The 26,261-nt window shown below is 67.7% G+C and carries 26 protein-coding genes and 1 pseudogene; 15 read left to right on the forward strand and 12 right to left on the reverse strand.

Annotation, left to right across the window (positions count from 1 at the left end; translation table 11 throughout):
- The 7 genes and pseudogenes from QZM35_RS36170 to QZM35_RS36200 form a co-directional block, all read left to right on the forward strand.
- Positions 1–1,274: pseudogene (locus tag QZM35_RS36170) on the forward strand (hypothetical protein); the annotation flags it as partial.
- 295 nt (positions 1,275–1,569) lie between these two features.
- Positions 1,570–1,929 (forward strand): hypothetical protein, encoded by a 360-nt coding sequence (locus tag QZM35_RS36175; protein ID WP_089424641.1) that lies wholly within the window; start codon positions 1,570–1,572, stop codon positions 1,927–1,929.
- A gap of 34 nt (positions 1,930–1,963) precedes the next feature.
- A complete protein-coding gene (locus QZM35_RS36180; protein WP_301777687.1) occupies positions 1,964–2,479 on the forward strand; it encodes a sigma-70 family RNA polymerase sigma factor in 516 nt (171 codons plus the stop codon).
- Positions 2,476–3,258, forward strand: a complete 783-nt coding sequence (locus QZM35_RS36185) for an anti-sigma factor (protein ID WP_089424642.1) — start codon at positions 2,476–2,478, stop codon at positions 3,256–3,258. The genes QZM35_RS36180 and QZM35_RS36185 overlap by 4 nt, the downstream gene beginning before the upstream one ends.
- 43 nt (positions 3,259–3,301) lie before the next feature.
- The gene (locus tag QZM35_RS36190; protein ID WP_089425858.1) at positions 3,302–3,721 is read left to right on the forward strand and encodes a quinol oxidase; all 420 of its coding nucleotides are present in this window, start codon (positions 3,302–3,304) and stop codon (positions 3,719–3,721) included.
- A complete protein-coding gene (locus QZM35_RS36195) occupies positions 3,718–4,350 on the forward strand; it encodes a DUF1571 domain-containing protein (protein WP_301777688.1) in 633 nt (210 codons plus the stop codon). The genes QZM35_RS36190 and QZM35_RS36195 overlap by 4 nt, the downstream gene beginning before the upstream one ends.
- A gap of 44 nt (positions 4,351–4,394) precedes the next feature.
- The gene (locus QZM35_RS36200) at positions 4,395–4,910 is read left to right on the forward strand and encodes an SRPBCC family protein (protein WP_089424644.1); all 516 of its coding nucleotides are present in this window, start codon (positions 4,395–4,397) and stop codon (positions 4,908–4,910) included.
- A gap of 66 nt (positions 4,911–4,976) precedes the next feature.
- Here QZM35_RS36200 and QZM35_RS36205 read toward each other — a convergent pair whose 3' ends face one another.
- From QZM35_RS36205 to QZM35_RS36230, 6 genes are all read right to left on the reverse strand, one after another.
- On the reverse strand, positions 4,977–6,026 hold the full coding sequence (locus QZM35_RS36205; RefSeq protein WP_089430690.1) for an ABC transporter ATP-binding protein: 1,050 nt from the start codon (positions 6,024–6,026) through the stop codon (positions 4,977–4,979).
- A gap of 28 nt (positions 6,027–6,054) precedes the next feature.
- On the reverse strand, positions 6,055–7,653 hold the full coding sequence (locus tag QZM35_RS36210) for an iron ABC transporter permease (RefSeq protein WP_301777689.1): 1,599 nt from the start codon (positions 7,651–7,653) through the stop codon (positions 6,055–6,057).
- 2 nt (positions 7,654–7,655) lie between these two features.
- Positions 7,656–8,690, reverse strand: a complete 1,035-nt coding sequence (locus tag QZM35_RS36215) for an iron ABC transporter substrate-binding protein (RefSeq protein WP_301777690.1) — start codon at positions 8,688–8,690, stop codon at positions 7,656–7,658.
- Between the two features lie 65 nt (positions 8,691–8,755).
- Positions 8,756–10,060, reverse strand: a complete 1,305-nt coding sequence (gene efeB, locus QZM35_RS36220) for an iron uptake transporter deferrochelatase/peroxidase subunit (protein WP_301777691.1) — start codon at positions 10,058–10,060, stop codon at positions 8,756–8,758.
- Positions 10,061–10,071: 11 nt separating this feature from the next.
- The gene (locus tag QZM35_RS36225; protein ID WP_301777692.1) at positions 10,072–11,205 is read right to left on the reverse strand and encodes a hypothetical protein; all 1,134 of its coding nucleotides are present in this window, start codon (positions 11,203–11,205) and stop codon (positions 10,072–10,074) included.
- Positions 11,206–11,269: 64 nt separating this feature from the next.
- Positions 11,270–12,736: a carbohydrate porin gene (locus tag QZM35_RS36230; RefSeq protein WP_301777693.1), complete on the reverse strand. Its 1,467-nt coding sequence runs from the start codon at positions 12,734–12,736 to the stop codon at positions 11,270–11,272.
- Positions 12,737–13,416: 680 nt separating this feature from the next.
- On the opposite strand from QZM35_RS36230, the gene groES reads away from it, so the two are divergent.
- Both groES and groL read left to right on the forward strand, forming a co-directional pair.
- Positions 13,417–13,710, forward strand: a complete 294-nt coding sequence (gene groES / locus QZM35_RS36235) for a co-chaperone GroES (protein ID WP_039361157.1) — start codon at positions 13,417–13,419, stop codon at positions 13,708–13,710.
- 46 nt (positions 13,711–13,756) lie between these two features.
- Positions 13,757–15,397, forward strand: coding sequence for a chaperonin GroEL (gene groL / locus QZM35_RS36240; RefSeq protein WP_039361154.1), 1,641 nt, complete (start codon positions 13,757–13,759; stop codon positions 15,395–15,397).
- 155 nt (positions 15,398–15,552) lie between these two features.
- Here the strand turns inward: groL and QZM35_RS36245 are convergent, their stop codons facing one another.
- The 6 genes from QZM35_RS36245 to QZM35_RS36270 form a co-directional block, all read right to left on the reverse strand.
- Positions 15,553–17,367: a hypothetical protein gene (locus QZM35_RS36245; protein WP_089424651.1), complete on the reverse strand. Its 1,815-nt coding sequence runs from the start codon at positions 17,365–17,367 to the stop codon at positions 15,553–15,555.
- Between the two features lie 49 nt (positions 17,368–17,416).
- A complete protein-coding gene (locus QZM35_RS36250; protein ID WP_174973407.1) occupies positions 17,417–18,337 on the reverse strand; it encodes a hypothetical protein in 921 nt (306 codons plus the stop codon).
- The gene (locus QZM35_RS36255) at positions 18,295–18,939 is read right to left on the reverse strand and encodes a bifunctional 2-polyprenyl-6-hydroxyphenol methylase/3-demethylubiquinol 3-O-methyltransferase UbiG (RefSeq protein WP_089424653.1); all 645 of its coding nucleotides are present in this window, start codon (positions 18,937–18,939) and stop codon (positions 18,295–18,297) included. Before QZM35_RS36255 ends, QZM35_RS36250 begins: the two co-directional genes overlap by 43 nt.
- On the reverse strand, positions 18,936–19,970 hold the full coding sequence (locus QZM35_RS36260; protein WP_089424654.1) for a glycosyltransferase family 2 protein: 1,035 nt from the start codon (positions 19,968–19,970) through the stop codon (positions 18,936–18,938). The genes QZM35_RS36255 and QZM35_RS36260 overlap by 4 nt, the downstream gene beginning before the upstream one ends.
- Positions 19,971–20,083: 113 nt before the next feature.
- Complete coding sequence (locus QZM35_RS36265) at positions 20,084–20,668, reverse strand: hypothetical protein (RefSeq protein ID WP_301777694.1); 585 nt, start codon at positions 20,666–20,668, stop codon at positions 20,084–20,086.
- Positions 20,669–20,713: 45 nt separating this feature from the next.
- A complete protein-coding gene (locus QZM35_RS36270) occupies positions 20,714–21,580 on the reverse strand; it encodes a hydroxymethylpyrimidine/phosphomethylpyrimidine kinase (protein WP_089424656.1) in 867 nt (288 codons plus the stop codon).
- Between the two features lie 254 nt (positions 21,581–21,834).
- Between QZM35_RS36270 and QZM35_RS36275 the strand changes: the two genes are divergently transcribed.
- The 6 genes from QZM35_RS36275 (at position 21,835) to QZM35_RS36300 (ending at position 26,222) form a co-directional block, all read left to right on the forward strand.
- A complete protein-coding gene (locus QZM35_RS36275; RefSeq protein WP_004186709.1) occupies positions 21,835–22,005 on the forward strand; it encodes a rubredoxin in 171 nt (56 codons plus the stop codon).
- Between the two features lie 104 nt (positions 22,006–22,109).
- Entirely contained in the window at positions 22,110–23,411 is a 1,302-nt protein-coding gene (locus QZM35_RS36280) for a hypothetical protein (protein WP_301777695.1), read from the forward strand.
- Between the two features lie 182 nt (positions 23,412–23,593).
- Positions 23,594–24,172, forward strand: a complete 579-nt coding sequence (locus tag QZM35_RS36285) for a YqgE/AlgH family protein (RefSeq protein WP_011351143.1) — start codon at positions 23,594–23,596, stop codon at positions 24,170–24,172.
- The gene (gene ruvX, locus QZM35_RS36290; protein ID WP_046545056.1) at positions 24,169–24,618 is read left to right on the forward strand and encodes a Holliday junction resolvase RuvX; all 450 of its coding nucleotides are present in this window, start codon (positions 24,169–24,171) and stop codon (positions 24,616–24,618) included. The genes QZM35_RS36285 and ruvX overlap by 4 nt, the downstream gene beginning before the upstream one ends.
- Complete coding sequence (pyrR, locus tag QZM35_RS36295) at positions 24,605–25,117, forward strand: bifunctional pyr operon transcriptional regulator/uracil phosphoribosyltransferase PyrR (RefSeq protein WP_301777696.1); 513 nt, start codon at positions 24,605–24,607, stop codon at positions 25,115–25,117. The genes ruvX and pyrR overlap by 14 nt, the downstream gene beginning before the upstream one ends.
- A 73-nt stretch (positions 25,118–25,190) precedes the next feature.
- Complete coding sequence (locus QZM35_RS36300; RefSeq protein WP_006476735.1) at positions 25,191–26,222, forward strand: aspartate carbamoyltransferase catalytic subunit; 1,032 nt, start codon at positions 25,191–25,193, stop codon at positions 26,220–26,222.
- The last annotated feature ends 39 nt before the right edge of the window (positions 26,223–26,261 follow it).

Here is a 26,261-nt window from a genome sequence, read left to right on the forward strand (position 1 = left end):
TCGGCACGGTGACGGGCGCATTGGGCGGCATCGGCGGCGGCTCGAACCCGCTGGCACCGGTACAAGGCGTCGTGAACCAGGTCACGGGCACGCTCGGTAGCGGCAACCCGGCCGGCGCACTGACCGGTGCACTCGGCACGGTCACTGGCGCACTGGGCGGCATCGGCGGCGGCTCGAACCCGCTGGCGCCGATCCAGAGCGTCGTCGACCAGGTCACGGGTACGCTCGGCAGCGGCAACCCGGCCGGCGCACTGAGCAACGCGGTCAACACGATCACGGGCACGCTCGGCAACGTCGGCGGCGCGGGAAGTCCGCTGGCTCCGGTGCAGGGCGTCGTCACGCAGCTCGCCGGCACGCTCGGCGGCGCGGGAAGCCCGCTGGCGCCGGTGCAAGGCGTCGTGAACCAGGTCGTCGGCACGCTGTCCGGCGCCGGTGGCGGTAGCCCGATCACGCCGATCACGAACCTCGTCAACGGCCTGCAGAACGCGCTGCCGACGGGCGGCAACGCAGCCGGCGCGCTGACCGGCGCACTGGGCTCGGTGACGGGCGCACTCGGCAACCTCGGCGGCTCGAACCCGCTGGCGCCGGTGCAGGGCGTCGTGAACCAGGTGGTCGGCACGCTCGGCAACAGCAACGCGGTCGGCACGGCCACGAATGCCCTGGGCAACGCGGTCGGCTCCGTCGTGGGCGCGCTCGGCAACCTCGGTGGCTCGAGCCCGCTGGCGCCGGTACAGGGCGTCGTGAACCAGGTGGTCGGTACGCTCGGCAACCTCGGCGGCTCGAACCCGCTGGCGCCGGTGCAAGGCGTCGTGAACCAGGTCGTCGGCACGCTGTCGGGCGCGGCGGGCAGCAACCCGATCGCACCGATCACGAACCTCGTGAGCGGCCTGACGGGCGGCAGCAACCCGGCCGGCGCACTGACCGGTGCGCTCGGTTCGGTGACGGGCGCACTCGCGAGCGGTCCGGCGGCCCTCGGGCAGGCGGCCGGCGCGCTGTCGGGCGCGGCCGGTTCGACGGCAGCGGCGGGCGGCAGCCTGCTCGGCTCGGGCGCGAACGCGGCCGGCGGCACGGCGGGCGCAGTCGGCTCGCTGCTGACGACGGGCGCCAACGCGACGGCGACGGTCGTCAACGCGGTCGGCACGACGGTGGGCACGACGCTCGGCTCCGCGCCGGGCCTGTCGGTCACGCCGCACTCGGGCAACAGCGCGCCGGGCAACCCGCTCGCGCCGGTGTCATCGCTGCTCCAGTCGCTGACGGGCGCACTGCCGAAGTAACCGGCCGCGCACGCACGGCGGAGCCGGATCGGCCGCCGTGCGCGACGGGCCGCACAACGCGGCATGACAGCGATGTCATGCCGCGTTGTCTTTTGGCGTCCCTTTTTTCTTTCGTCGCACGAATGGCTTCCGCCGCCGAAGACGACGCTCGCCGGCCGGCGTGGAATAACCGGTCGCCTCCATCCGTTTACATACCGAATCCCGGCAGCGCCGGCCGGCGGGATAATGGTCGAGACGAAGCCGATCATCCCGGCCGGTGCCGCCGTGTCGCGATGCCGTGTCAAGGAGAAAGGGCATGAAACGGATACTCGTCGCCGCCGCGCTGACGGCGTCAATCGTGCGGCCGGCCGCCGCGGAACCCCCGCGCGCCGGCGACGGAAAGCTGGTCGACGAAGATCACATGACGCTGTACGTGTTCGATCGCGATGCGCCCGGCAAGAGCGCGTGCGACAGCGGGTGCGCGGCGAACTGGCCGCCTGCGCTTGCCGACGCGTACGACAAGGCAACCGGCGCGCTGAGCCTCGTCGCGCGTGACGACGGCAGCAAGCAATGGGCATACCGCGGGCGCCCGCTGTATCGCTGGAAGCTGGATCACAAGCCCGGCGACGCGGGTGGCGACGGGGTCGGCGGCATGTGGCACGTCGCGCGTCCGTGACGACGGGCGGTGGGGTGGTGCGCGAGGCATCCTGATGAGCTACGAATCGGATCTGCTGGTGTGGTTGCCGCATCTCACGCGTTATGCGCGTGCGCTGACGGGTGACCGGGCCTGGGCAGACGATCTCGTGCAGGACACACTCGAGCGTGCGCTGAACCGCCCGCCGCGCGACGGCGGCAACCTGCGCGCATGGCTGCTGACGCTGCTGCGGCACCGCTTCATCGACCAGTTGCGCGCACGGCACGAGATCGCGGTCGACGATGCGACGGCGCCGTGGCAGACGATGGCCGCACCGGCCGGCGAAATCGGCGGGCTGGTGCTGCGCGACGTGCAGCGCGCGCTGTACCGGCTGCCGGTCGAACAGCGCGAGGTGCTGTTGCTGGTCGCGCTCGAGGAATTGAGCTATCGCGATGCCGCGGAGGTGCTCGGCGTCCCGGTGGGGACGGTGATGTCGCGGCTTGCACGGGCGCGCGGGCAGATGCGCGCGCTGTTGTCCGACGAGCCGCCGGCGCACGGCATGGCTGCATTACGGGTGATCGGGAAGACATGATGGACGATCCGCACAAGCCTTCGAACGAGCGGGACGACGATGCGTCGGCGCAGCTGCTGTCCGCGTTGCTGGACGGCGAGCTGTCCGGGCACGAGCGTCGCGAGGTGCTCGAGCGCGTGCTGGCCGATCCGGAGGAGGCCGAACGATTCGCGCACTATCGGGCGCAGCGCGACGCGCTGCAGGCACTGTTCCCGCTGCCGGCCGCCGCGCCCGCGCTGTTCGTGCAACGCCGTGCGCCGCGCCGGCGCGGGATCGCCTATGCGTTCGCGGGGCTCGCGGCCGGGCTGCTGATCGGTGTCGCGCTGCATGCGGGCTGGGTGGCGTTCGGCGGTGAACCGGCGTTCGCCGCACGCGCGGATGTCGCCTATGCGACGTACGTGGCCGACCGCGACCATCCGGTCGAGGTCGGTGCGGGCGATCCTGACCATCTCGTCGCGTGGCTGTCCGCGCGTCTCGGGCGGCCCGTGCATGCGCCGTCGCTCGACGAATACGGTTACCAGTTGCTCGGCGGCCGGCTGCTTCCCGGCGAAGCGGGGCCGGCCGCGCAACTCATGTACCAGCGCGCGGACGGCGCGCGCGTGACGCTGTACATGACGGCCTACGACACACGACGTCTCGCGCCGCAGGCGATGTCGGCCGGCGACCGCTACACGTATTTCTGGTCGGATCGCGGGATGGGTTACGCATTGTCCGGCCAGGGCGACGAACGGCGCCTGCGCGAACTCGCGATCGACGCATGCGGCGAACTCGGCGGCCCGACCGACGCGTGGAAGGGGTGACGCGCGCGCCGCCGCCGGCAGGGAGCAGGTGATGAAGACGACGATGACGAAGCGGCGCGTGCCGATGCTGGTGCTGGCGGCGCTCGCCGCGGGCACCGCGCTTGCTCAGGCGGACGGCGATGCGCCGCTGCGCGTGCCGGTCGACGCCGACGGCGTGCAACGGGTGGCGATCGTCGGCGGCAGCTATTTCTTCCGACCGAACCACGTGATCGTGCGGGCACACGTGCCGGTCGAGCTGACCGTGTCGGCCGAGCCCGGCCTGGTGCCGCACAGTTTCGAAATCGATGCGCCGCAGGCCGGCATCGCGGTGCGCACCGAACTCGGCACGACGCCGAAGACGTTTCGGTTCACGCCGGCGCAGCCGGGCCGGTTCGCCTACTATTGCACGCATCGGCTGCTGTTTTTCAGCAGCCATCGCGAGCGCGGGATGGCAGGCGTGCTCGATGTCGAGGCGGCGCCGTGATCGCCGCGTTGCTGGCCGCGAGCCTGATAGGAGCGAGCATGACCGCCGATCCCGTGACCGTTGCGCAGGCGCATTTCGACCACGTCCGCTCGTACCGCGCGACGATCCGCTCGTCCGCGCGCGGCGGCGAGCATACCGAAATCCATTACGCGTACTTGAAACCCGGCTTCGTCCGGATGGATTTCGTGTCGCCGCATCACGGCGCGGTGCTCGCGTACGATCCCGGCGACGGCAAGGTGCGGTTGCGTCCGTTCGGCGTGCATGCGCCGCCCGCGCTGACGCTGTCGCCGTCCAATCCGCTCGTGCGCGACCGCAGCGGCCATCGGGTCGACCGGTCGGACGTCGGCGAGCTGCTGCGCAACGTTCATGCGCTGCAGGAAGGCGGCGCGACGGTGACCGAAGGCGAGGAGGCCGTCGGCGGCCGGACCGCGCTGCGCGTGTCGGTCACGGGCGCGCCCGCGCACGCGGTCGACGGCGTGCATCGCTACCGGCTGTGGCTCGATACCGAGGACGGCTTTCCGCTGAAGGTCGTCAGCTTCGCGGACGATGACGACGTGCCGCTCGAAACCGTGACGCTCGACGACATCGAAATCGATGTCGCGTTTCCCGAACGCTTCTTCGCGCCCTGAGTGGTGTGCTGACTCGTGCCCGTGACGGGCATGCCGGAGGCTGCATGGCGGAATACCGGTTCTCGACGACCTGGCGCGTGGACGCGCCGCTCGCGGCGGTGTGGGACGCGATCTACCAGGTCGACCGCTGGCCCGCCTGGTGGAAGGGTGCCGTGAGCACCGTCGAGATCGAGCCGGGCGACGCGCGTGGCGTCGGCGCGCTGCACCGTTATACATGGAAGGGGGCGCTGCCGTACCGGTTGACCTTCGACATGCGCGTGCGGCGCGTCGAGCCGCCGCATGTGCTCGAAGGCCGTGCGAGCGGCGCGATCGAAGGCGACGGATGCTGGTCGTTCGTCGCCGACGGCGCACGGACGATCGTGCGCTACGACTGGCACATCCGCACGCACGTGCGTTGGATGAACCGGCTGGAGCCGCTCGGTCGCCCGCTGTTCCGCTGGAACCACGACGTCGTGATGCGCGAAGGCGCGAAGGGGCTCGCGCGGCTGCTGGGCGCGACGGTCGAGACGGAGGGCCGGATCTTCCGGCCGTTGTCGGAGGCGGGCTGCGCCGATGCCTGAACGTGGGTGAACGCGAGTAAGCGCGAGTAAGCGCGAGTAAGCGCGCGTCGCGACGGCCCGCGCCGCTCAGCGCGCATACGCCATCACCGCGCCATCCACCACCAGCGCGACACGTTCGCCGACGGCCGGACACCGGTGTCCCGGCACGCGTGCGCGCACGCGTACGTCGCCATCGGCATCGAGGCGCACGAGCACGTCGGCGTCCTGGCCCGCGAACTGCGCGGCTTCGACACGCGCCGTATGGCCGCGCGCCGCGTCGCCGTGCGTGACCGGCACGATGCCGATCTGCTCGGGACGCAGCATTGCGTCGGCCGGCCCGTCGGGCAGCGGCGCGACGAGCGGCAGGTCGCCGAGCGCGCAGGCGATGCGCAGGTTGCTCACGCGGCCGGCGAGCAGCACCGCCTGCCCGACGAACGACGCGACGTCGCGCGTGACGGGTTGCCGGTACAGCGTCTGCGGCGCGGCCGTCTGCACGAGCCGGCCGTGCCACATCACCGCCACTTCGTCGCCGAGTGTCATCGCCTCGGGCTGGTCGTGCGTGACGAGCACCGAAGTCGCGCCTGCCGCGGCGAGCGCATCGGCGACCGCGCTACGCGTTTCGTGGCGCAGCGACGTGTCGAGCGCGGAGAACGGTTCGTCGAGGATCACGAGCGACGGCTCGGGCGCGAGCGCACGAGCGAGCGCGACGCGCTGCTGCTGTCCGCCGGACAGTTGCTGCGGCGCACGGCTCGCATACGACGCGGGCAGCCCGACCATCTCGAGCAGTTCGTCGACGCGATGATGGCGCCGCCGCGCCGCGCGCGGCAGCCCGAACGCGATGTTGTCGGCCACCGACAGATGCGGAAACAGCGCGCCTTCCTGCGGCACGTAGCCGATCCGGCGCTGTTCGGGCGGCAGGTGCAAGTCGGGCGCGGCCACGCGGCGGCCATCGATTTCGACGGTGCCGCGCTCGGCGCGCTCGAAGCCGCACAGCACGCGCAGCAGGGTGGTCTTGCCGCTGCCGGACGGGCCGAGCAGCGCGAGGCGCGAGCCACGCCGCACCGTGAGATCGACGTCGTGCAGGACGGTATGCGATCCGAACGATTTCGACAGGCCGTGGATGCGTAGTTCGCTCATGGGCGGTTCCGGGGAAAAAGGGCGGCGCTCAGTCGCGCACCGACGCGCGGCCGAGCAGCAGGAACAGCAGTCCCGACGCGCCGAGCGACAGCGCGACGAGCAGTGCCGCGTAGGGCGCCGCGGCGGCGAACGCAAGCGTCGCCGTATCGCTCCACACCTGCGTCGCGAGCGTGCGGGTGCCGATCGGCGACAGCAGCAGCGTCGCGTTGAGTTCCGTCACGACCGAGATGAACACCATCGTCGCGGCCGCGCCGAGGCCGGGCGCCGCGAGCGGCAGCACCACGCGCGTGAGCGTCGCGCGCCAGCCGAGCCCAAGCGAGCGGGCGGTTTCCTCGAGCCGGACCTGCACGTGCGACAGCGCGGCGCGCACGCTGACGACCGCGAGCGGCAGGAACAGGATCGCGTACGCGGCGACGAGCGCCGGTGCGCTCTGGTAGAGCGGCTGCAGCAGCCGCACGGTGATCGACACGATCGCCAGCGCGACGACGATGCCCGGCACGCCCTGCACGGTCATCGCGGTGCGCTCGAGGAGCGTCGCGACGCGGCCCGGATAGCGAACCAGCAGGAACGCGAGCGGCAGCGCGAGCAGCGACGTGACGGCTGCCGCCATCAGGCCGTAGCCGGACGACGCGAGCGTGGCCTGCCACAGCAGTTCGGGCGACACGTCGGCCGGCGTGACGGCGGCCGCGCCCTGTTGCGTGAGCCAGTAGCCGATCATCGCGAGCGGCACGCCGAGCGTCGCCGCCGCGAGCGCGGCGAACGCGACCGTGACGGGGCCGCGCAGACGGCCGAGCGGATAACGCATCGCGACGCGGCGCGCGGCGCGGTGCGTATGACCGTAGCGCGCATGGCCGCGAGCGCGAGCCTCGATCGCGAGGCACAGCAGGCACAGCGCGATCAGCACGCAGCCGAGCAGCGATGCGCCGCCGCCGTCGAACGCGGTGCGGTATTCCGCATAGATCTCGGTCGTGAAGGTGCGAAAGCGCAGCAACTGGAATGCGCCGAACTCGGACAGCACGCCGAGCGCGACGAGCAGCATCCCGCCGCACAGCGCGGGGCGCAGCTGCGGCAGCACGACGCGGAAGAAGGTATGCCACGGCGAGCAGCCGAGCGTGCGTGCGCTTTCCTCCAGCGCGGGGTCGAGTTCGCGCAGCGCGGCGGCCACCGGCAGGTAGACGAGCGGGAAGTACGCGGAGCTCAGCACGATCAGCGCGCCGAGGAAATCCTGCAGGTCGAGGCTCAGCGACACCCACGCATAGCTCGTGATGAACGGCGGCACCGCGAGCGGCGCGGCCGCGAGCGCGGTCCACAGCGGCCGGGCGGGCAGGTCGGTGCGCTCGATGAACCACGCGAGCGCCGTGCCGAGCAGCGTGCACGCGAGGGTCGCGGCGAGCGTGATCGACAACGTGTTGACCAGCAGTTCGCCGACGAGCGGGCGCCACAGCAGCGCGATCGCATCGTCGACGCCGAAGGTGGCCGCGCGGTACAGCGTGAAGCCGAGCGGCAGCAGGATCGCGAGCGGCCCGCACGCGGCCGCGGCGACGAGCGCGCGTGACGGGCGGCGCCGTGTCGCGGTGGGCTCGCCGTCGCGTGCGGTGCTCGCCGTGCGCGACACGGCGTCGCTCATGGTCAGAGCAGGCCTGCCTGGCGCAGCAGCTTGCCGGCCTGGCTGTCGTCGCCGAGCTGTTCGAACGACAGCGCCGGCGGGCTCAGTTCGTTGAACGGCTTCAGGATCGGATCGGGCGCGACGCCCGGATGCAGCGGATACTCGAAGCTGATATGGCCGCCGGCCATCAGTTTCTGCGCGCGCTCGCTGACGAGATACGCGACGAACTTCTGCGCTTCCGGCTGGTGCTTCGAGGCCTTCAGCACCGCGGCGCCCGACACGTTGACGGCCCCGCCGACGTCGCCCTTGCCGAAGTGATGGATCGCGCTGCGGGTCGACTTGTCGCCGAGCTCGGCGTGCAGGCGGTCCCAGTAGTAGTTGTTGATGATGCCGGTCAGCACGCCGCCGCGGTTGACGGCTGCCGTCACGCCTTCGTCGTCGTCGAAGATCTGCGCGTTGGCCTTCAGGCCCTTCAGCCATTGCAGCGTCGCGGCTTCGCCGTGCAGCGCGAGCACCGCGCTCACGAGCGGCAGGAAGTCCGCGTCGCTCGGCGCGACGCCGACCTTGCCCTTCCATTCCGGCTTCGCGAGATCGAGCAGCGAAGCGGGCAGCTGCTGCGGCTGGATTTTCGCGGTGTTGTAGACGAGCACGTTCTCGCGCGCGAGCACGCCGACCCAGTTGCCGTCGGCCGGGTTGAAGCGCGCGGGCACCGACTGCAGCGTGGCGGCGTCGGTCTTCGCGAACAGGCCCTTGCGATCGAGCAGCACGAGCTCCGGCGAGTTCTCGGTGAAGTACACGTCGGCCGGCGTGCGGTCGCCTTCCGCGACGAGCTGCGCGGCGAGCGCCGGGCCTTCGCCCGAGCGCACCTTCACGGTAATGCCGCTCTGCGCTTCGAAGTCCTTGACGAGCTGGTTGACGACCTGCTCGTGCTGCGCGTTGTACAGCGTGAGCGTCGCGGCATGTGCACGCGCGGCGTGCAGCGCGCCGGTCAGCATCAGCGCGGCGGCCGCCGCGGAAATCAGGTGCCGCAGCGGGCGGCTAACGGGTGAAGTGTTCATGTGGTTTTCAGCAGGTTGCATCCGGCCGGGCCGGGAAGGTGTGCGTTGGCTTGCGTGGCGTGTCGTCATGCCTCGAACAGCGCGGCGCCGATGTACGAACCCGGTTGCGCGCCCGGCGGGCACGCGAAGATCGCGCTGCCGACGTGCGTCGTGAACTGGTTCATGATGTCCAGCTTCGCGAGCTTCTCGTTGATCGGAATGAAGCCCTTGCGCGGGTCGCGCTGGTGCGCGACGAACATCAGCCCCGCGTCGTACTCGGTCTGCTGGCGCCACGGCGGCCAGCGCTCGATGTAGAAGTTCGTGCTGTCGTTGTACGAGTACGCGCGGCGCAGGATCTGCGCGCCGTTGTTCAACTGCGGCGACGCGAGGCGCGCGTGCGCGTTGTCGGGGATCACCGGGTTGCCGTCCTTGTCGGCCGCGTCGAGATCGAGTGCCTCGAACTCGTGCTTCTGGCCGAGCGGCGCGCCGCTGTACTTGTGACGACCGACCACCTGCTCCTGGAAGCCGAGCTCCGTGTTGTCCCAGTGCTCGAGCGTGATGCGGATCCGGCGCACGACCGTGTAGGTGCCGCCGTTCATCCATGCCGGGCCTTCGCTGCCGGCCCATACGAATTCATCCATCGCGGCCGGGTCGGACATCGGCGGATTCATCGTGCCGTCCTTGAAGCCCATCAGGTTGCGCGGCGTCTCGCCGGGCTTGCCCGACGTGAAGCCGGCCTGGCCCCAGCGCATCTGCGCGGCTTTCGCGCCGAGGCGCACGAGCTGGCGCACCGCGTGGAACGCGACCTGCGCGTCGTCCGCACACGCCTGGATGAACAGGTCGCCGCCGGTCTTTTCCGGCAGCAACTGGTCGCCGTTGAAGCGCGGCAGGTCGACGAGCGCGGCGGGCCGATGCTTCGCGAGGCCGTAGCGGTCCTTGCCCGCCAGCGCGAACATGCCGGGGCCGAAGCCGAACGTGATCGTCAGGCGCGCGGGGCCGAGGCCGAGCGCGTCGCCTCCGTCCGCCGGCGCGACGTCGTCGGCGCCCGTCGCGGCGAGCGGCAGTGCGGTATCACCGCGCGTCATGCGCGCGGCGGCGTCGGTCCACGTTTTCAGCAGCGTGATGACATCCGCGCGCTGGGCCGTCGTCAGGTCGAGCGCCGCGAAATACGCGTGGCGCTGCTGCGGCGTCGCGATGCCGCTCTGGTGCTTGCCGTAGAACGGCTCGACGCCGTCGTGCGTGGAAGCGGGCGCGGGTTCGGCGGCGGGCGCACCCGCGGCCTGCGCGGCCGGGATCGACGCCGCCGCGAGGCCGGCGGCCACCGCGGCGCTGCCCGCCTTCAGGAAGCTGCGCCGCGCGGGGCGTGGTGGCTGGTTGGAATCGTCTGCCATGATGGGCTCCCTTACTTCGCGAGCAGCAGCGTGTTGACGTCGTCCGCGACGTAGTAGAAGCCGTCGCCTTCAGGCGTCATGGCGATGCCGAACAGGTTGCCGTTTCCGGGGGGCGATTGCGCCTTGTCGGTATTGATCCAGCGCGCGTAGATCTGCTTGCCGGCGACCGGATCGATCTCGACGACCTGGCCGTTCTGCGCGTTGGTCGCGAGCAGGTGGCCGTTCGGCGCCGTCGCGAGTGCGAGCGGGCGGCGCAGGAAGCCGTCGGCGGTGACTTGACGGCCGACGCCCGCGCTGGTGTCGCGCGTGAGCGGGTCGTCGATCTCGACGATGCGGTTGCCGATCGCGTCCGACACGTACAGCTTCTTCTGGTCGCCCGACAGCGCGAGGCCGGTCGGGCCGACCAGGAACACGCCCTTGTCGGCCTGCGCGCCGAGGCCGCTCGCGACGACCGTTTCCTGCTTGATCACGGGCGGCTTGCCGGCCGGCACGTCGAGGTCGAGACGCAGTACCGTCGCCTGCTTGTAGACGGGCGGATTGCCGTCCGCGCCGCCGACGCCGAAGCCGGCCATGCTGACGAACAGCGTCGCGCTGTCGCCGCGGTCGACCACGGCCATGTTGCCCCACGGGTCGTTGATGTTCGAGGTCGACCACGTCGACGCGATCTTGCCTTGCGGATCGAGCACGATCAGGCAGCCGGCGCCCTTGGTGTTGGTCGTGCCGTCGTTGCTCGGCGTGCTGCCGACGATCACCCAGCCGGATTTCAGCATCGTCATCGCCGTCGACAGGCCGACGCCGCCCGGGCAGGCCTTCAGATCGCGCGGAATCGACGCGAACAGGCTCAGCTGCTTCGTCGACGGGCGGTAGTCGACGATCGTGCTGCCGGTGCCCTGCAGGTTCGCCGCGTTGTTGAAGTTGTCGACGAGCACGTCGCCCGCCTGGATCGTGCCGGCCGACACCGGCGCGACCGCGATCGCGTACGGGTTCTGGTCGCCGTTGTCCGGCACCGTGTTGACGAGCGTGGTGTGGCGATGCACGGTCTCGAGGAAACCTTGCGGCTCGGCGAGTGCGCCGGCGGCGGCCGTCAGCGCGGCTGCGGCCAGTGCGCCCGTCGCGAGACGGCGAAGCGGGGCGGATGGATTCATGTGGGGCTCCTGGGGAGCGCGCCGTCCGGGCGGCGCGCGAAAATGGTCGGCGTGGGCGCGTCGCTCAGAACGTGATCGTCGTCCGCGCGCCGAGCACGAACGTGTTGCGCAGCGGCTGGGTCGGGTCGCTCGGGTTCTGGCCGGCGCCGGCATTGAACGTGTACTGCGCATCGGCCTGGACGATCCACCACGGGTTGACCTGGTACTGGTAGGTCGCCTCGAGCGTCGTCTCGCGCGTGCGCACGCCGTACGGGCCGGTCGCGAACGTCCGCGCGCTCTGGTCGAGGTCGGTCACGTGGTTGCCGACCTGGATGTACGTGACGCCGAGGCCGACGCTGTCGTTGTCGCGGCCTGCGAACGGCGCCTTCAGCACGATCCCCGCGTTGGCGGAGAAGCTCACCAGGTTGCGGTCGCCCGGCGCGCCCATCACGCGCGCAAACACGCCGAGGCTGCGCGGGCCGGTCGGGTCGGGGCGCCAGATCATCTGGTCGGCCACCGCGTAGAAGCTGTAGTTGCCGTGACGCTGCTGCGCGTCACCGTTCGACGCGGGATCCGCGAGCGACAGCCCGTCGGTGCCGACGTTCTGGTCCGCGAAGCGGCCGTTGTGATACCAGACGCCGATCTTGTAGGTACCCGGCAGCCCGTTCGAGCGGCCGGTGTCCATTTCGCCGTCGGACGGCTGATTCAGCGCGTACTGCAACTCGCCGATATAGAGCGCGCCGTTGTGCAGGTTGAAGTTGGTGCCGCTCAGGTTGCTCGGGTTGTTGCCGAGCGGATCGCCGTCGAACACGCCCGCGAGCGCGGTGAGTTTCGGCGTGATCTGCGCGCGTACGCGCACGCCGAGGCCCGCGAGCGGATACGCGGGGCCGCCGTTCGGCAGGTCGTAGGACGGCAGCGCGGGCCAGCCGAACATCGTGTTGACGAACGTGTTCGCATACGTGCTGACCATGAATTCCTGGTCCAGGCTCTGCTGGCCGATCTTCACGTCGACGCGCTTGTCGAGGAACGACTGCTGGTACCACAGCTCCCACAGGCGCGTCGTGCCCTGCGCCTCGATGCCGCTCGCGGTGTTGAGCGTGCCGAGGTTTCTCGTGCTGAGGTTGGTGCCGTGGATCTGCAGCGCGCTGACGTTGAACGTGCCGCCCGGCAGGCCGATCGCCTTCTGCGTGTCGACCGTCAGGGTGGCCGTCGTCAGTCCGTTGTACGCGCCGCCGCGGTTCAGGCCGCCGCGCAGGTTCGCCAGGTATTCGCTGGTTTCGGTGATCTGCAGCGTCGCACCGTACTTGCCGAGCCACGGGCGGATGCCGCCCATGTCGCCGAGCAGGCTCTGGCGCGTCCAGATGCCGGTCCACATGTTGGTCGGCTTCGCCTGGATCGCCAGGTCGGCCTCGGGGGCTTCCGGTTGTGCGTCGACCGGCACGTCGGCGAACGCCGCGCCGCTCGCGAGCGATGCGTACGCGAGGATGGCCGCGCAGGCGGCGGGGCGCATCCGGGCACGGGCGCTGTCTCCCTGGAACGATGCAAACTTCATATCAAATCCCTGGTTCTAATTAGTGTGGAGTCCTGCTTGTCGGTCGCTGTCCGGACGCTCGGCACCGATCGGCCAGGGCATGAAGATGAACGCAACGCGGCGCATCGTAGGAGTGTCGAATGGGAATGTCAATGTAAACGAGAATGATTCGCATCTATATTACTGAATGTAATCCACCTCCTTACGGATGGGGCCTGACACGTGTTTAGTGCCGAGGTAAACCGTAAATATCGCTGTAATGAAAATGAATGCTTCGATGCGAATCGATGAATCCTCGGGGCGGGGCGCAGGCGGCAACCGGCGGGCGCCGGATGGCGTGTGCCGGCGGACGGAATCGACGCCGCTACGGAATTTATCGAGTGATGCCGCCGATCGCAGGAACTCCGTGCTTTCCCGGTGTCCAAACGGGGCTGGATGGGATTCCGGGGCCGCGCGGCCCCGCCGGCAAGGCCGGGTGGCGCTTGTCGGGGTTTGTTTTCAAAGGGTTTTTTGTCGGATCCACGTGCTTTTTGCGCCTCGTCCCCGCCCCGAAAATTCGTCCGGTTCCCCTTCTTGAATTTGTCAAAACCCGTCCATATAATTAGCACTCGCTGCACGAGAGTGCTAACAATTCTCTGCCGGGCGATAAGCCGGGCAGATTCCCTAAGCGTTCTTCAATCTCAGTCAAGAGAGGAGTGAATATGAACCTTCGTCCTTTGCACGATCGCGTGATCGTCAAGCGCCTGGATCAGGAAACCAAGACCGCCTCGGGCATCGTGATCCCCGACGCCGCTGCTGAAAAGCCGGACCAGGGCGAAGTCCTGGCCGTCGGCCCGGGCAAGCGCGACGACAAGGGCGCCCCGATCGCGCTCGACGTGAAGGTCGGCGATCGCGTCCTGTTCGGCAAGTACGCAGGCCAGACCGTGAAGGTCGACGGCAGCGAACTGCTGGTCATGCGCGAAGAAGACATCATGGCCGTGGTCAACGCCAAGTAAGCGTCCACCGACGGTACATATTCCCAAGAATTCAAGGAGTTAGAAGATGGCAGCTAAAGACGTCGTATTCGGCGATTCCGCCCGTTCGAAGATGGTCGAAGGCGTGAACATTCTCGCCAACGCAGTCAAGGTCACGCTGGGTCCGAAGGGCCGCAACGTGGTGCTCGAGCGCAGCTTCGGCGGCCCGACGGTCACCAAGGACGGTGTGTCGGTCGCGAAGGAAATCGAGCTGAAGGACAAGCTCCAGAACATGGGCGCGCAAATGGTCAAGGAAGTCGCTTCCAAGACCAGCGACAACGCAGGCGACGGCACGACGACGGCAACCGTCCTCGCGCAATCGATCGTTCGCGAAGGCATGAAGTACGTCGCATCGGGCATGAACCCGATGGACCTGAAGCGCGGCATCGACAAGGCAGTCGCAGCGGCTGTCGAAGAGCTGAAGAAGATCAGCAAGCCGTGCACGACCAACAAGGAAATCGCACAGGTCGGCTCGATCTCGGCGAACAGCGACACGTCGATCGGCGATCGCATCGCTGAAGCGATGGACAAGGTCGGCAAGGAAGGCGTCATCACCGTCGAAGACGGCAAGTCGCTGGCTGACGAACTCGACGTCGTCGAAGGCATGCAATTCGACCGCGGCTACCTGTCGCCGTACTTCATCAACAACCCGGAAAAGCAAGTCGCCGTCCTCGACAACCCGTTCGTGCTGCTGCACGACAAGAAGGTGTCGAACATCCGTGATCTGCTGCCGGTGCTCGAGCAAGTCGCGAAGGCTGGCCGTCCGCTGCTGATCATCGCTGAAGACATCGAAGGCGAAGCGCTCGCAACGCTGGTCGTCAACAACATCCGCGGCATCCTGAAGACCGTTGCGGTCAAGGCGCCGGGCTTCGGCGACCGTCGCAAGGCGATGCTGGAAGACATCGCGATCCTGACCGGCGGCCAGGTGATCGCGGAAGAAACCGGCCTGACGCTCGAGAAGGCAACGCTGGCAGAACTGGGCCAGGCGAAGCGCATCGAAGTGGGCAAGGAAAACACGACGATCATCGACGGCGCAGGCGAAGCCGTGAACATCGAAGCACGCGTGAAGCAAGTGCGCGCGCAAATCGAAGAAGCGACGTCGGACTACGACCGTGAAAAGCTGCAAGAGCGCGTGGCCAAGCTGGCTGGCGGTGTTGCAGTGATCAAGGTTGGTGCCGCGACCGAAGTCGAAATGAAGGAAAAGAAGGCACGTGTCGAAGACGCACTGCACGCAACGCGCGCAGCTGTGGAAGAAGGCATCGTGGCAGGTGGTGGCGTTGCGCTGATCCGCGCTCGCACCGCGATCGCAGGCCTGACCGGCGCTAACGCCGATCAAAACGCCGGCATCAAGATCGTGCTGCGCGCAATGGAAGAGCCGCTGCGCCAGATCGTCACGAACGGCGGCGAAGAAGCCAGCGTCGTGGTGGCGGCAGTTGCTGCAGGCCAGGGCAACTACGGCTACAACGCAGCGACGGGCGAGTACGTCGACATGGTCGAAGCCGGTGTTGTCGACCCGACCAAGGTCACGCGTACCGCACTGCAGAACGCAGCGTCGGTTGCAGGCCTGCTGCTGACGACGGACGCAGCTGTTGCTGAACTGCCGAAGGAAGATGCACCGATGCCGGGCGGCATGCCGGGCGGCATGGGCGGCATGGGCATGGACATGTAATCGACTTCGGTCGATGGTGTCCGGAGCGCGCAGCGATGCGCGTTCCAGCCAAAGAAAAAGACCCGCAGCGATGCGGGTCTTTTTTTATGGGCGCGTGGATTTCGATGCAGGCTGAAAGCGGGCGGCTGATACTCGATGTGAGCCCGTCCCCTGTGCTATTCGCGCGCGATGACCAACGCGTAGTAGGGTCGCTCCTTCACGACGAAACGGGGATTGGCGGAGAGCGTATTCACTGCCGGGGCGTAGCGTGCGCGAGCTTGGGCCAGCTCTGCCGATGACGGTGGCCATTGATGTGCATTCCATAGCAGGTCGACGTAGCTGATGACCACGGCGCGGGCGCTGCGATCCGCGAGGGTGCGTTCGATGTTGCCGGCGAGCGTCGTCGTGTCGGACACGAACAGTGTCGAGATGGATGCGGGCCAGTGCGCCTGGGCCAGCGCAACGTTCTTGTCGCCGCCGATGTTGTAGGTGCGTGTATTGGATGCAGCGGCCAGATAGGCGGCGAGAAAGTCGTTGCCCTGGGGGAAAAACGCGGTGATGCCATCCTTCGGGGCATCCTGCCGGAAGTCGGCGACGATCGACTGGTCGAGCTGCGCGAACTGATCGCGGAAGCGCAGCGGCGCATGCAGCAGCACCTGATGTTCGTAATGGCGGACTTCGGAATACGCGAGCCCTGATTCCGGATTCGGGAGGTTGGACGCCATCACCAGGCCCAACAGCCACCACGCGGCCTTGTTTCTGTCGCGACGCGACAACTCCGCGATCAGCAAGACGAACAATGCCCAGAATGCCAGAACGGTCAGGGCGGACCATCGATACGACGCGCGCATGTTCCTGAAGCCCGGTACGTGCGTGGACAGATAGGCCGTTCCGGTGGGCGCGACTGCATACTCGGGCGGCATCGTGGCCTGGAAGTTGCCTGCAGCCCGGTCGGCATCGGGCCGCACGGAATGGACTTTCAATGACGGCCCGAGCGCGAGGTACGTTGCAAGCATGCCAAGCACCAGCAGCGGAACGCCATGGGTCTTGTTGTTCGACAGCGCGAATCCGGCCAAGCCTGCCATGGCGATGGGGGCGATGAACGTCGTGACCCACACGGAGGCGTCGCCGAAGTAGGCCGAATCGCTTCTCGGGGTGCTGACGCGGAGTACATCCCATATCCCCAGCAGTCCTTGGGTTGGCCGTACGAGCATGGTGATGTCGACGCCGAAGCCGCGGAATACGGACAGCGGATCTGCGGTGAAGCTCTGCGTGCCGACGAATTGACGGTAAAGCACGAACGCGAGTCCGAAGCCCGCAGCATAAATCGGCATGCCGACGCCAAGCAGGCGTACCCTGCGGCCACTCGAGCGCTTGAGGCCGCCCGCATACTGGACGAGTGCGCCGAAGGCGAACATGACGAACGTATAACCGTCGGTAAAGACAGCTAGGCATGCGACTGCCACAAGGGCGAGCGCCGATATCGCGATCGTCCGTGTGCGTTGTGCGTCGATCGCTTCGCAAAGCCGGTGCGTCGTCCACAGATAAAGCGGCAACAGCGCGATCCCGATCGACAGCATCGAATAGCCGGAGTGCGCCCATATGACCGGCATGGTCGCCCACACCACGGCCAACGCCAGCGCGTATCGCGCGGGGGCGCCCAGAGCCGATGCATAGCGTTTCGAGCCCCACATCGCGAGCGCCAAGAACAGCAACGTGGTCGTGCTGTAGGCGTCGGCGGGGTTCAGCGGCGTGGCCGCAAGCACGGCGCTTTCCACCAGCGCGCCTGATAGGCCGAACGCAATCGGCGCGGGGGCGGGGAGGCCGAAATTGTGGGCGAAGATCGATGGCCAGCCGCTGTTCACGAAGGATTGGGCGAACGACGAAATCCACAATGCCTGACCGAGTGTCGGAAGGGCGATGAATGGCACGGCCCCGTAGATGACGGCGACAATCGATAGTGCGACTGCGAACGGCAGCGACTCGCGCACGGTTGATCCAAACGGACGCTGGCTTGTTGGAGTGGTACGCATATCCGGGTCAGTGCGGGGGCCTGGGCGCCAGGGCGGCGCCGACAAAGAACATCAAGTCGCCGGCTACCGTCACCAAGCGGCCGAGGACGATAGCGGTGATGAGGTCCGCTTGTCCGACGACACCATGCATCAGCCAGTACAGGACGGCTTCGCGAACGCCCACGCCCGCGGGTGCGCCGGGAGTGACAAGCCCGGCGAGCCAGGCAATGACGTAGGCACCGCATACGGGCAACCAGAATGCGGCACCGTGCGTGTCGATCTTCGCGTGCTGCATCGTGATCGCCAGCAGGGCGCTGAAGATCAGCCCGGACACGAGCAGAAACACTGCATACAGCGATACCGCCCGGGCAACGCAAAGGGACCAGCGGGCACGGATGCCCGACACGGCAATGGCAAGCACGCCCGCGAACGCAGCGATGGCGGTTGCCGTACCGATCGCCGTCCATTTGAGCGGTGCCGCCATCAGTGCAAACGGAAGGGCGGTCGACGCGATGACCGCGAGTTCCCATCCGATCGATTTGGCAACGGGCCATGCAGGCAGGCCTGCAGCGACGCAGATCGCTTGTCGGCCAGCGAGATGGAAAATGTTGCCCGGCGTATATTTGGCAAGCTGCGAGACGCCGTACGTCCTGATCGCCCAGAGGCGCGACGGCGTGACCCCTTGGTGGGTGAGCAACTGCCGCCAGGCGAGTGCAAGCAGCAGGCCGCAAGCCCCGTAACCGGCACTGAGTGTCGCTACGGCCCCCCAGGTAACGGCCGAGAAAGTGTCGAGCGAAAGCTGGCGGCTGTACTCGACAAGCTTCGTTCCGACGAAGATCGTGCCGAGTGCGCCCAGCGCGCTACCGGCGAGGTGTATCCAGCGCCGTTGCTGCTTGCCTAACTTCACTACCGTGCGGCGCTGTGAGGGCGGCAAAGCAACATCGTCCACGGCAACGGGGTGCGCACGCACAAGATGTCGAAGCGCGTGGAAACGAATTCGATGAATGCCCGTTTCGACCAGCGCTGTATGTGGCCGGGCGTGTTCCCGAGTGCGGAGATATATTTGCCTCGCGCGAGATTCATCGCGCTCCAGACCGGTTCGCGCGGAACGCTGAAAATCACGTGGCGAGCGCCGAGCGTCGCGATGTTGCGCAGCGCGACTTCCGGCTGCTCGAGATGTTCCAGGACTTCGCAACAGACGACGAGATCCGCTTGTATGTCCTGAGCACCGACCCGATAGACGTCCTGACGGGAGAAATGCGCCGGGTCGACGCACTGCGTCACGGCGTTCTCCTGTGCCAGCTCGATCACGCGAGCAGAAAAATCGCTTCCCGTGGCCTGAAGGCCCTGCTGTCGCCACCGCAGGACCCAGTAGCCCTCGCCACAGCCGATTTCATGGATCGACGACGGCGCTGCCTGCGTCACGAAATCGGTCAACGCGTCGTCGAATCCTCGCATGAGGCGCCGCACGATCGGATTCGTCGAGCCGTACTTGTCGTAGTTGTTGCCAACGACGATGCCCTGTTCGGCCATGCCGCCCGACATCTTCATCGAACGACCCCGAAGGCGCGCGTGGTTTCCTTCTCGACTGTGGCGACCTGGCTGCGGTCCGCTTGTGTCTGTTTGGCCGGGACAGCAGGATCCCGGTCCGTTTGCATCTGCTTGACCGCGAAACGTACGTCCTCGAGCAGCTTGCGGTTGGTGGACAGGAGGTCTGCAACGATGGCGATCAACAGCGTCTGGAATCCGGCGCCGACGAGGATCGATGCAAGGATGAGGGACTGGACGTGCCCGGTGCCGTTGCCGGTCGCCCAGAAGTAGACGAAGCGCAGTCCGGTCAGTACACCCGTGCCGAACAGGATCGCGCCGAGCGTGCCGAAAAACGCGGCGGGCCGATAGATGACGAAGATCCTGAAGATTGTCTGGGCCGATTGCATCACGTACGAGCGGATGCTTTTGACTAGGCGCGACGGCCTCAGGAACCCGTTGACGCGGATGGGCACCGAGACGATCGACATGTTGCGCTGGCCTGCCTGGATGATCGTCTCCAGGGTGTAGGTGTAATCGCTGAATACTGTCAGGCGTTGGGCGGCATGGCGGCTGTAGGCGCGGAAACCGCTCGTCGTATCGGGAATCTCGGTGCGGCTGACTGCACGAACTACCCAGCTACCGATTTTCTGCAGCGATTTTTTGATCGGCGAGAAATGATCGATTTCGTCGATCGGCCGTGACCCGACGACGATATCGGCTTCACCCGCATAAATAGGCCGAATGAGCGCTGGAATATCGGCTGCATTGTATTGGTTGTCGGCGTCGGTATTGACGATGACATCGGCGCCGCGTTTCAGGCAGGCTTCGAGTCCGGTCGTGAACGCGCGCGCGAGGCCCTGGTTGCGTGGATGTCGGACAATGTGGTCGACACCGGCGGCGCGCGCTACATCGACTGTCGAGTCGGTGCTACCGTCGTCGACGATCAACCATTCGACCCTATCAAAACCCGGCACTCGGCGAGGCAGTGCCGCCAGCGCAATCGGCAACGTCGCGGCCTCGTTGAAGCAGGGGATTTGAATAATTAATTTCATCGCCTGTGAGAGATAAATTCGCCCCCACGCCGCCGGATTTCAAATCTTGAAAAAAACGATATCGTGTTTGGCGAACGTCGATGAAATATAAATCAAAATGAAATGGCAAAAAATTACGACAAATTACTTTCCATGATCGATCGTGGGCGGCTAAACGCCGTGCCGACGGGATCGGAAGCACGCCGGTTCTTCGCGGTATTGTCAGTGCCGACGGGCGGATCGACCCGTTGGTCGATGTGGCGGTGCATACGGTATGTCTTTTCTATTGTAATCAAATGTTTCAAAAACTGCGGCCGAGCGGCGGGCGTCGCGTAGTCGGCAGCGCCGGGCAGAGAGGGAAGGAAGCAGGCGACACGTTGGATGCTGCGCTGCACCTGATGACGAAGGGCGTCGCGGATTGGAGGGGCGTTGATGCGAGCGCGCAGGCGCGGCCGGCGGATCTTCCGGTGTCGGAGCAGGGGCGCCGACGCACGAAGATCCGGCCGTTGGCTCAGTGTCGGGCAATTCTTGGCGCGCTTTTGCTGCTTTCCGTCGTCGGACGCAGCCGTTGCTGAACTGCCGAAGGAAGAGGCATCGATGCCGGGCGCATGGACATGGGCGTCGGTCGATGGTATCTGGAGCGCACAGCGACGCGGGTCTTTTTTATGTGCGCGCGGATTTGGGCGTGTCAGCGGGGTGGCTGAAGAGGTTGCGCCCAAGCCGGCACAGCAGGTGCGACGGCGGGGTGCCCCGCCGCGTCCGCCTCAATGCCGGTGCGACGTCCTCGGCACCGGATCGGCTTTCACGGCCGGCGGCGTATCCGAGTCCTCGTTGCTGCGCGCCCAGAAGAACCGGTCGGGCAGGTACGCGCCCATGCCGGGCCGGAACGCGTCACGCACGGCCTGGTACAGGTATTCCTGCGCTTCGCGAACCGCTTCGGGCGGCTCCTGGCCGTTCGCGAGTAACGCCGCGATGGCCGCGCCCAGCGTGTCGGTGATGCCCATCAGCCGGTGCGGCGAGCGATCCCACATGTCCTCGCGGAGCTGGCCTTCCTCGCCGTACAGCGTGTTGACGAGCCGGTGCGAGCCCGTCTCGGACGACAGGATGTACTCGCAGCCCTGCGACAGCAGGTGCGAGACGGCCGCGTCGAGATTCGGCGCCTCGGCGTCGCCGTCCGGCTGCGCGAGCGCGATCAGCGTCGCGTAGTCGGCGACCAGCAGCGTGGTTTGCGGCGCCAGCAGGTCGGCGATCGATTCGCGCAGGTCGTCGGCTGCGAGCACGTGCTCGTCGTCGAGCGTGAAGTCGGGCGCGAGCACGAGCGGCACGCCGTCGTAGTCGGCGACGACCTCGGCAATCGCGCTCACGACCTCCGCGCGCGTCGCCGCGCCGATCTTGAACGCCGCAACCGGCATGTCTTCGAGCAGCATGCGCGCCTGGGCGGCGACCACATCGGGATCGAGGCCGGTCACTTCGTCGCAGGCGGCCGAGTCGCGCACGGTGTAGCCCGTCAGGACGGACACGCCGTGACAGCCCATGCTCGCCAGGGTCAACAGATCGGCTTGAATGCCAGAGCCGCCGGTGGGGTCGGACAGGCCGAAGGTGAGGACGATCGGAGGGGCGTTGCTGGACATGTAAAAATGGGGCAAGAGAAAAACGGGAAAGCGACGGACGTGCGGACGGCGAGGCGAAATGGGCGTTTTCGGCCCTGTGTTGCCCGGCAGGCCGCACTTTTCAGCCATTATGCGGCGGAATCCGGCCCGCACGACGGATTTTTTAGCGCAGCGCAACGTAGTCGCGTTACTCCAGCGCGATTGCTAGGCAGTCCGGCCCCGACACGGTACCATCATGGCTCCCGAATTTACCGACTTTCCCGACGCGGCTTAAGATGGAATACAAGAGCTGGATGTGCCTGATTTGTGGCTGGATTTACGACGAAGAAGCCGGGCTGCCGGAAGAGGGCATTGCCCCGGGCACACGCTGGGAAGACGTCCCGATCAACTGGACGTGTCCTGAATGCGGCGCCCGCAAGGAAGACTTCGAGATGGTCCAGATCTGACCGGACCCTTGGCCCACGGACACACCGCTCAGGCCTCGCATCGGCCCGGCGCTCGCGCGTCGAGGCTCGCGCGAGCGACTTGACGATGACAGGCGCGCGTGTCCATGAGGCCCGAACCGGCGAACGTTCCCCACCCTGACGCACTGCCCAACCCGCGCGGCGGGGCCGTGCGCGCGGCCGACGCATGGCTTGCGGCGGCCGCCGACGCTTTCGAGCATCGCGACGACGCAGCCGCACCGCTGTCCGCAGCGGCGGCCGTGCTGGCGGAAGCCGGCTGGCTGCCGGCCGCGCGTTTCGCGGGGCAGCTGTCGGCCGCCGTGCCGCTCGTCGCCGCCGAGCCGACCTCGGCCGGCTGGCGTGCCGCGCTGCGCGATTTCCGCGCGGCCGTCGCACGCCACAACCTGCGCGAGCTCGCCTGCTCGCCGGTTCTCTTCGAACATTTCCGTGCCTTGCGTGCGCAAAGCGCCGCCGACCTGCGCGCGCAGGCGCCGCTCGACGCGCTCGCGCTCGTCGGCCGCGCGGTGCCGCCCGCCACGTTGCGCGCGCTGCCCGACGCGTTCGCGACCCGGATTCGTGCCCGCTACGAGCAGGCGCTGCTCGGTGTGCTGCGTGCGGAACACGGCGCGCCCGATGCGGCACTCGACGAACTCGACGCGATGCTGGCCGCGCTCGCCGGCGACGATCCCTACGATTTCTGGCGGCTCGCGGCCGCGTGCGTGCGCGCACTGCGCGCCAGCGGCGCGCCCGAGCTGAAGCGCTTTCTCGCGCGCACGAACCTGCTGCTCGGCGAGCACGCGCAGGGCCGGCGCAGTGCGCCGCCCGAACTCGTGCGGGAGACGGTGGCGCTGCTGTGGCGCGATTTCGCGCTATTCGGCGCCGCGGCCGAGGATGTCGCGCTCGTCGACGTGCTGCACGACTACGGATTGACGGTCGACTGGCATGTCGCCGGTACGCCCGCGTCCGAAGCGCTGTGGGAGGCCGATGCCGCCCGGGCCGAGCACGACGCGGTTGCCGCCGCGCCGACTCGCGCACTCGGCGTCGTGACGGTCAATGCGCATGCCTATGAGGATTTCCTGCAGACGGCCGATGCGTCAATGGTCGACCTTGCTGCCGATCCGGCGAGAGCCGACGCGGGTGCCGCATGGCATGCGTCCGGCGCCGCTTACCGGGTCGGCACGGCCGCGTGCGCGCTCGGGCTCGGCCACGCGGCGCTGCTGGCCGACACGCTTGGTCTCGCGTGGCGGCGTGCGGCGCACGGCGTGCCGCTCGCCGACGGCGGCCTCGATGCGCACGGCCACGCGTCCGACATGCTGCGCGCGGCGCTGCTGAAGATTGCGGCTGGCGTTGCGCCGCCGGACCTCACGGCGGCGTCCGGCGCGCTCGGCGCGGCGCTCGGCCGGGCGTGACGAAGAAGGGGGCGAACACGCGCCGGCGGCCCTTGCCGTGCGGGCCCGCAACACGCTGCCGACAGCGCCCGCGCGCGTGTTAGAGTGCCGTGTGATCCGTGCGCGCCGTTGCCAGCGCGGTGCGGCGTTGCTTGTTGATCGCGGCCCGGTCAGGCCGCGGCGTCTTTGCTAAAATTCAAACCATGTCAAAGCCTTCCGATCGCATCAATCTCACCAACCAGTTCCTGATCGCCATGCCGAACATGGCCGATCCGACGTTCTCGGGAACGGTGGTCTATCTTTGCGATCACAGCGAGCGCGGTGCGCTCGGCCTCGTCATCAATCGTCCTACCGACATCGACCTCGAATCGCTGTTCAACCGCATCGACCTGAAGCTCGACATCGAGCCGCTGCTGCACATCCCGGTGTACTTCGGCGGCCCGGTCCAGACCGAGCGCGGTTTCGTGCTGCACGAGCCGGTGGAGGGCGCGAGCTACAACTCGTCGATGTCCGTCGAGGGCGGGCTGGAGATGACCACGTCGAAGGACGTGCTCGAGGCGGTCGCGACGGGCACCGGCCCGAAACGCTTCCTGCTGACGCTCGGCCATGCGGGCTGGGGCGCAGGGCAGCTCGAGGAAGAAATTTCCCGCAACGGCTGGCTGACCGTGGCCGCCGATCCGCGCATCGTGTTCGACACGCCGGCCGAAGAGCGCTTCGAAGCCGCACTCGGCCTGCTCGGCGTCAGCTCGTCGATGCTGTCCGGCGAAGCAGGGCACGCATGAGTGGCGCGAGCGCGCGCGATGCGACGCTCCTCGCGTTCGACTACGGCGAAAAACGTATCGGCGTCGCGGTCGGCAATGCGCTGACGCGCTCGGCCCGCGCGCTCGTCGTGATCCAGAACCTGAACCGCGAACACCGCTTCAAGGCGGTCGGCGACCTGCTGGCCGAATGGCGGCCGGACGCGCTCGTCGTTGGCCTGCCGATGCATCCGGACGGCACGCCGCACGACATGACGCAGCAGGCGAAGCGCTTCGGCAACCAGCTGAACGGCCGCTTCGGGCTGCCCGTCACGTGGGTCGACGAGCGCTATTCGTCGGTCGAGGCCGAGGCCGGGCTGCGCGAGCGCAACGTGCGCGGCCGCGCACGGGCCGACATGCTCGATGCCGAGGCCGCGCGCGTCATCCTTCAACAGTATCTCGATCAATTGTCCGACCATGAGCACCATTGACGCCGAGGCGCTTTACCGCGTCCTGCTCGACCAGATCCGCGCCGCGTACGGCACGGCTTTCGCCGAACCGGGCGGCCCGCGGCTCGCCGGCATTCACAGCGGCGGCGCATGGCTTGCCGAGCGCCTCGCGCGCGATCTCGGCGCGCCGGCGTTCGGCGTCGTGAACGTCGCGCTGCACCGCGACGATTACGCGAAGAAGGGGCTGCACAGCCAGGCCAGCCCGACGTCGCTGCCGTTCGAGGTCGACGGCGCGCGCATCGTGCTCGTCGACGACGTGCTGTTTACCGGGCGCACCGTGCGCGCGGCACTCAACGAGCTGTTCGACTACGGCCGTCCGGCCGCGGTCGAGCTCGCGGTGCTCGCCGATCGCGGCGGCCGCGAGCTGCCGGTCGCCGCGCGCTTTGCGGGCGGCGCGCTCGACGTGCCGGCCGGCGCGACGCTCGTGCTCGCACGCGACGATGCGCAGTTCACGCTGCGCGTCGAGGCGCACGGCGCCTGAACGACACGCGAACCGTATCCCGGGCCGCTGGTTTGCACCGCGGCCCGTTTGCATAGTTGGAATCACGCACACCATGACCACCGACACCACTGGCCGCACCGGCAATCCTGCTGCGGCCGCGAGCCCCGACCGGTTCCGCTACGGCTTCCTGAAGGGCAACCCGCAGCTCACGAAAAACGGCGAGCTGAAGCACCTGCTGTCGATCGAGGGCCTGCCGCGCTCGATCGTCAACCATATCCTCGATACGGCCGAGCAGTTCGTCAGCGTGACGGACCGTGAAGTGAAGAAGGTGCCGCTGCTGCGCGGCAAGTCCGTGTTCAACCTGTTCTTCGAGAACTCGACGCGCACGCGCACGACCTTCGAGATTGCCGCGACGCGCCTGTCGGCCGACGTGCTGAACCTGAACATCAATGCGTCGTCGACGAGCAAGGGCGAATCGCTGCTCGACACGATCAACAACCTGTCGGCGATGCATGCCGACCTGTTCGTCGTGCGCCATGCGTCGAGCGGCGCGCCGTACCTGATCGCCGAGCACTGCGCACCGCACGTGCACGTGATCAACGCCGGCGACGGCCGCCATGCGCACCCGACGCAGGGCCTGCTCGACATGTACACGATCCGTCACTACAAGCGCGACTTCACGAAGCTGCGCGTGGCGATCGTCGGCGACATCCTGCATTCGCGCGTCGCGCGCTCCGACATCCACGCGCTCACCACGCTCGGCGTGCCGGAAGTGCGCGCGATCGGCCCGCGCACGCTGCTGCCGGGCGGGCTCGAACAGATGGGCGTGAAGGTGTTCCACAACCTCGACGAAGGGCTGAAGGGCGTCGACGTGATCATCATGCTGCGCCTGCAGAACGAGCGGATGAGCGGCGCGCTGCTGCCGTCCGCGCAGGAATACTTCAAGACCTGGGGCCTGACGCCCGAGCGCCTCGCGCTCGCCGCGCCCGACGCGATCGTGATGCACCCCGGCCCGATGAACCGCGGCGTCGAGATCGATTCGCAGGTCGCCGATGGCCCGCAGTCGGTGATCCTCAACCAGGTCACGTTCGGCATCGCCGTGCGGATGGCGGTGATGGGCATCGTCGCCGGCAATAGCGACTGAGCCCGCTTTCGCGCCTCCTTATTCACGCAATCAACGCAT

Source organism: Burkholderia sp. AU45274, from assembly GCF_030482505.1.
In the GTDB taxonomy this organism is placed as follows: domain Bacteria; phylum Pseudomonadota; class Gammaproteobacteria; order Burkholderiales; family Burkholderiaceae; genus Burkholderia.

Excerpts from the sequence above, each read along its gene's own strand:
- groES (WP_039361157.1), top strand. The coding sequence starts at position 13,417 with ATGAACCTTCGTCCTTTGCACGATCGCGTGATCGTCAAGCGCCTGGAT.
- QZM35_RS36200 (WP_089424644.1), top strand. The coding sequence starts at position 4,395 with ATGGCGGAATACCGGTTCTCGACGACCTGGCGCGTGGACGCGCCGCTC.
- QZM35_RS36255 (WP_089424653.1), bottom strand. The coding sequence starts at position 18,939 with ATGAAGATGTCGGGCGGCATGGCCGAACAGGGCATCGTCGTTGGCAAC.
- QZM35_RS36215 (WP_301777690.1), bottom strand. The coding sequence starts at position 8,690 with ATGAACACTTCACCCGTTAGCCGCCCGCTGCGGCACCTGATTTCCGCG.
- QZM35_RS36205 (WP_089430690.1), bottom strand. The coding sequence starts at position 6,026 with ATGAGCGAACTACGCATCCACGGCCTGTCGAAATCGTTCGGATCGCAT.
- QZM35_RS36230 (WP_301777693.1), bottom strand. The coding sequence starts at position 12,736 with ATGAAGTTTGCATCGTTCCAGGGAGACAGCGCCCGTGCCCGGATGCGC.
- QZM35_RS36280 (WP_301777695.1), top strand. The coding sequence starts at position 22,110 with ATGAGGCCCGAACCGGCGAACGTTCCCCACCCTGACGCACTGCCCAAC.
- groL (WP_039361154.1), top strand. The coding sequence starts at position 13,757 with ATGGCAGCTAAAGACGTCGTATTCGGCGATTCCGCCCGTTCGAAGATG.
- QZM35_RS36210 (WP_301777689.1), bottom strand. The coding sequence starts at position 7,653 with ATGAGCGACGCCGTGTCGCGCACGGCGAGCACCGCACGCGACGGCGAG.
- ruvX (WP_046545056.1), top strand. The coding sequence starts at position 24,169 with ATGAGTGGCGCGAGCGCGCGCGATGCGACGCTCCTCGCGTTCGACTAC.
- efeB (WP_301777691.1), bottom strand. The coding sequence starts at position 10,060 with ATGGCAGACGATTCCAACCAGCCACCACGCCCCGCGCGGCGCAGCTTC.
- QZM35_RS36270 (WP_089424656.1), bottom strand. The coding sequence starts at position 21,580 with ATGTCCAGCAACGCCCCTCCGATCGTCCTCACCTTCGGCCTGTCCGAC.
- pyrR (WP_301777696.1), top strand. The coding sequence starts at position 24,605 with ATGAGCACCATTGACGCCGAGGCGCTTTACCGCGTCCTGCTCGACCAG.
- QZM35_RS36180 (WP_301777687.1), top strand. The coding sequence starts at position 1,964 with ATGAGCTACGAATCGGATCTGCTGGTGTGGTTGCCGCATCTCACGCGT.
- QZM35_RS36260 (WP_089424654.1), bottom strand. The coding sequence starts at position 19,970 with ATGAAATTAATTATTCAAATCCCCTGCTTCAACGAGGCCGCGACGTTG.
- QZM35_RS36185 (WP_089424642.1), top strand. The coding sequence starts at position 2,476 with ATGATGGACGATCCGCACAAGCCTTCGAACGAGCGGGACGACGATGCG.
- QZM35_RS36190 (WP_089425858.1), top strand. The coding sequence starts at position 3,302 with ATGACGAAGCGGCGCGTGCCGATGCTGGTGCTGGCGGCGCTCGCCGCG.
- QZM35_RS36275 (WP_004186709.1), top strand. The coding sequence starts at position 21,835 with ATGGAATACAAGAGCTGGATGTGCCTGATTTGTGGCTGGATTTACGAC.
- QZM35_RS36285 (WP_011351143.1), top strand. The coding sequence starts at position 23,594 with ATGTCAAAGCCTTCCGATCGCATCAATCTCACCAACCAGTTCCTGATC.
- QZM35_RS36225 (WP_301777692.1), bottom strand. The coding sequence starts at position 11,205 with ATGAATCCATCCGCCCCGCTTCGCCGTCTCGCGACGGGCGCACTGGCC.
- QZM35_RS36300 (WP_006476735.1), top strand. The coding sequence starts at position 25,191 with ATGACCACCGACACCACTGGCCGCACCGGCAATCCTGCTGCGGCCGCG.
- QZM35_RS36175 (WP_089424641.1), top strand. The coding sequence starts at position 1,570 with ATGAAACGGATACTCGTCGCCGCCGCGCTGACGGCGTCAATCGTGCGG.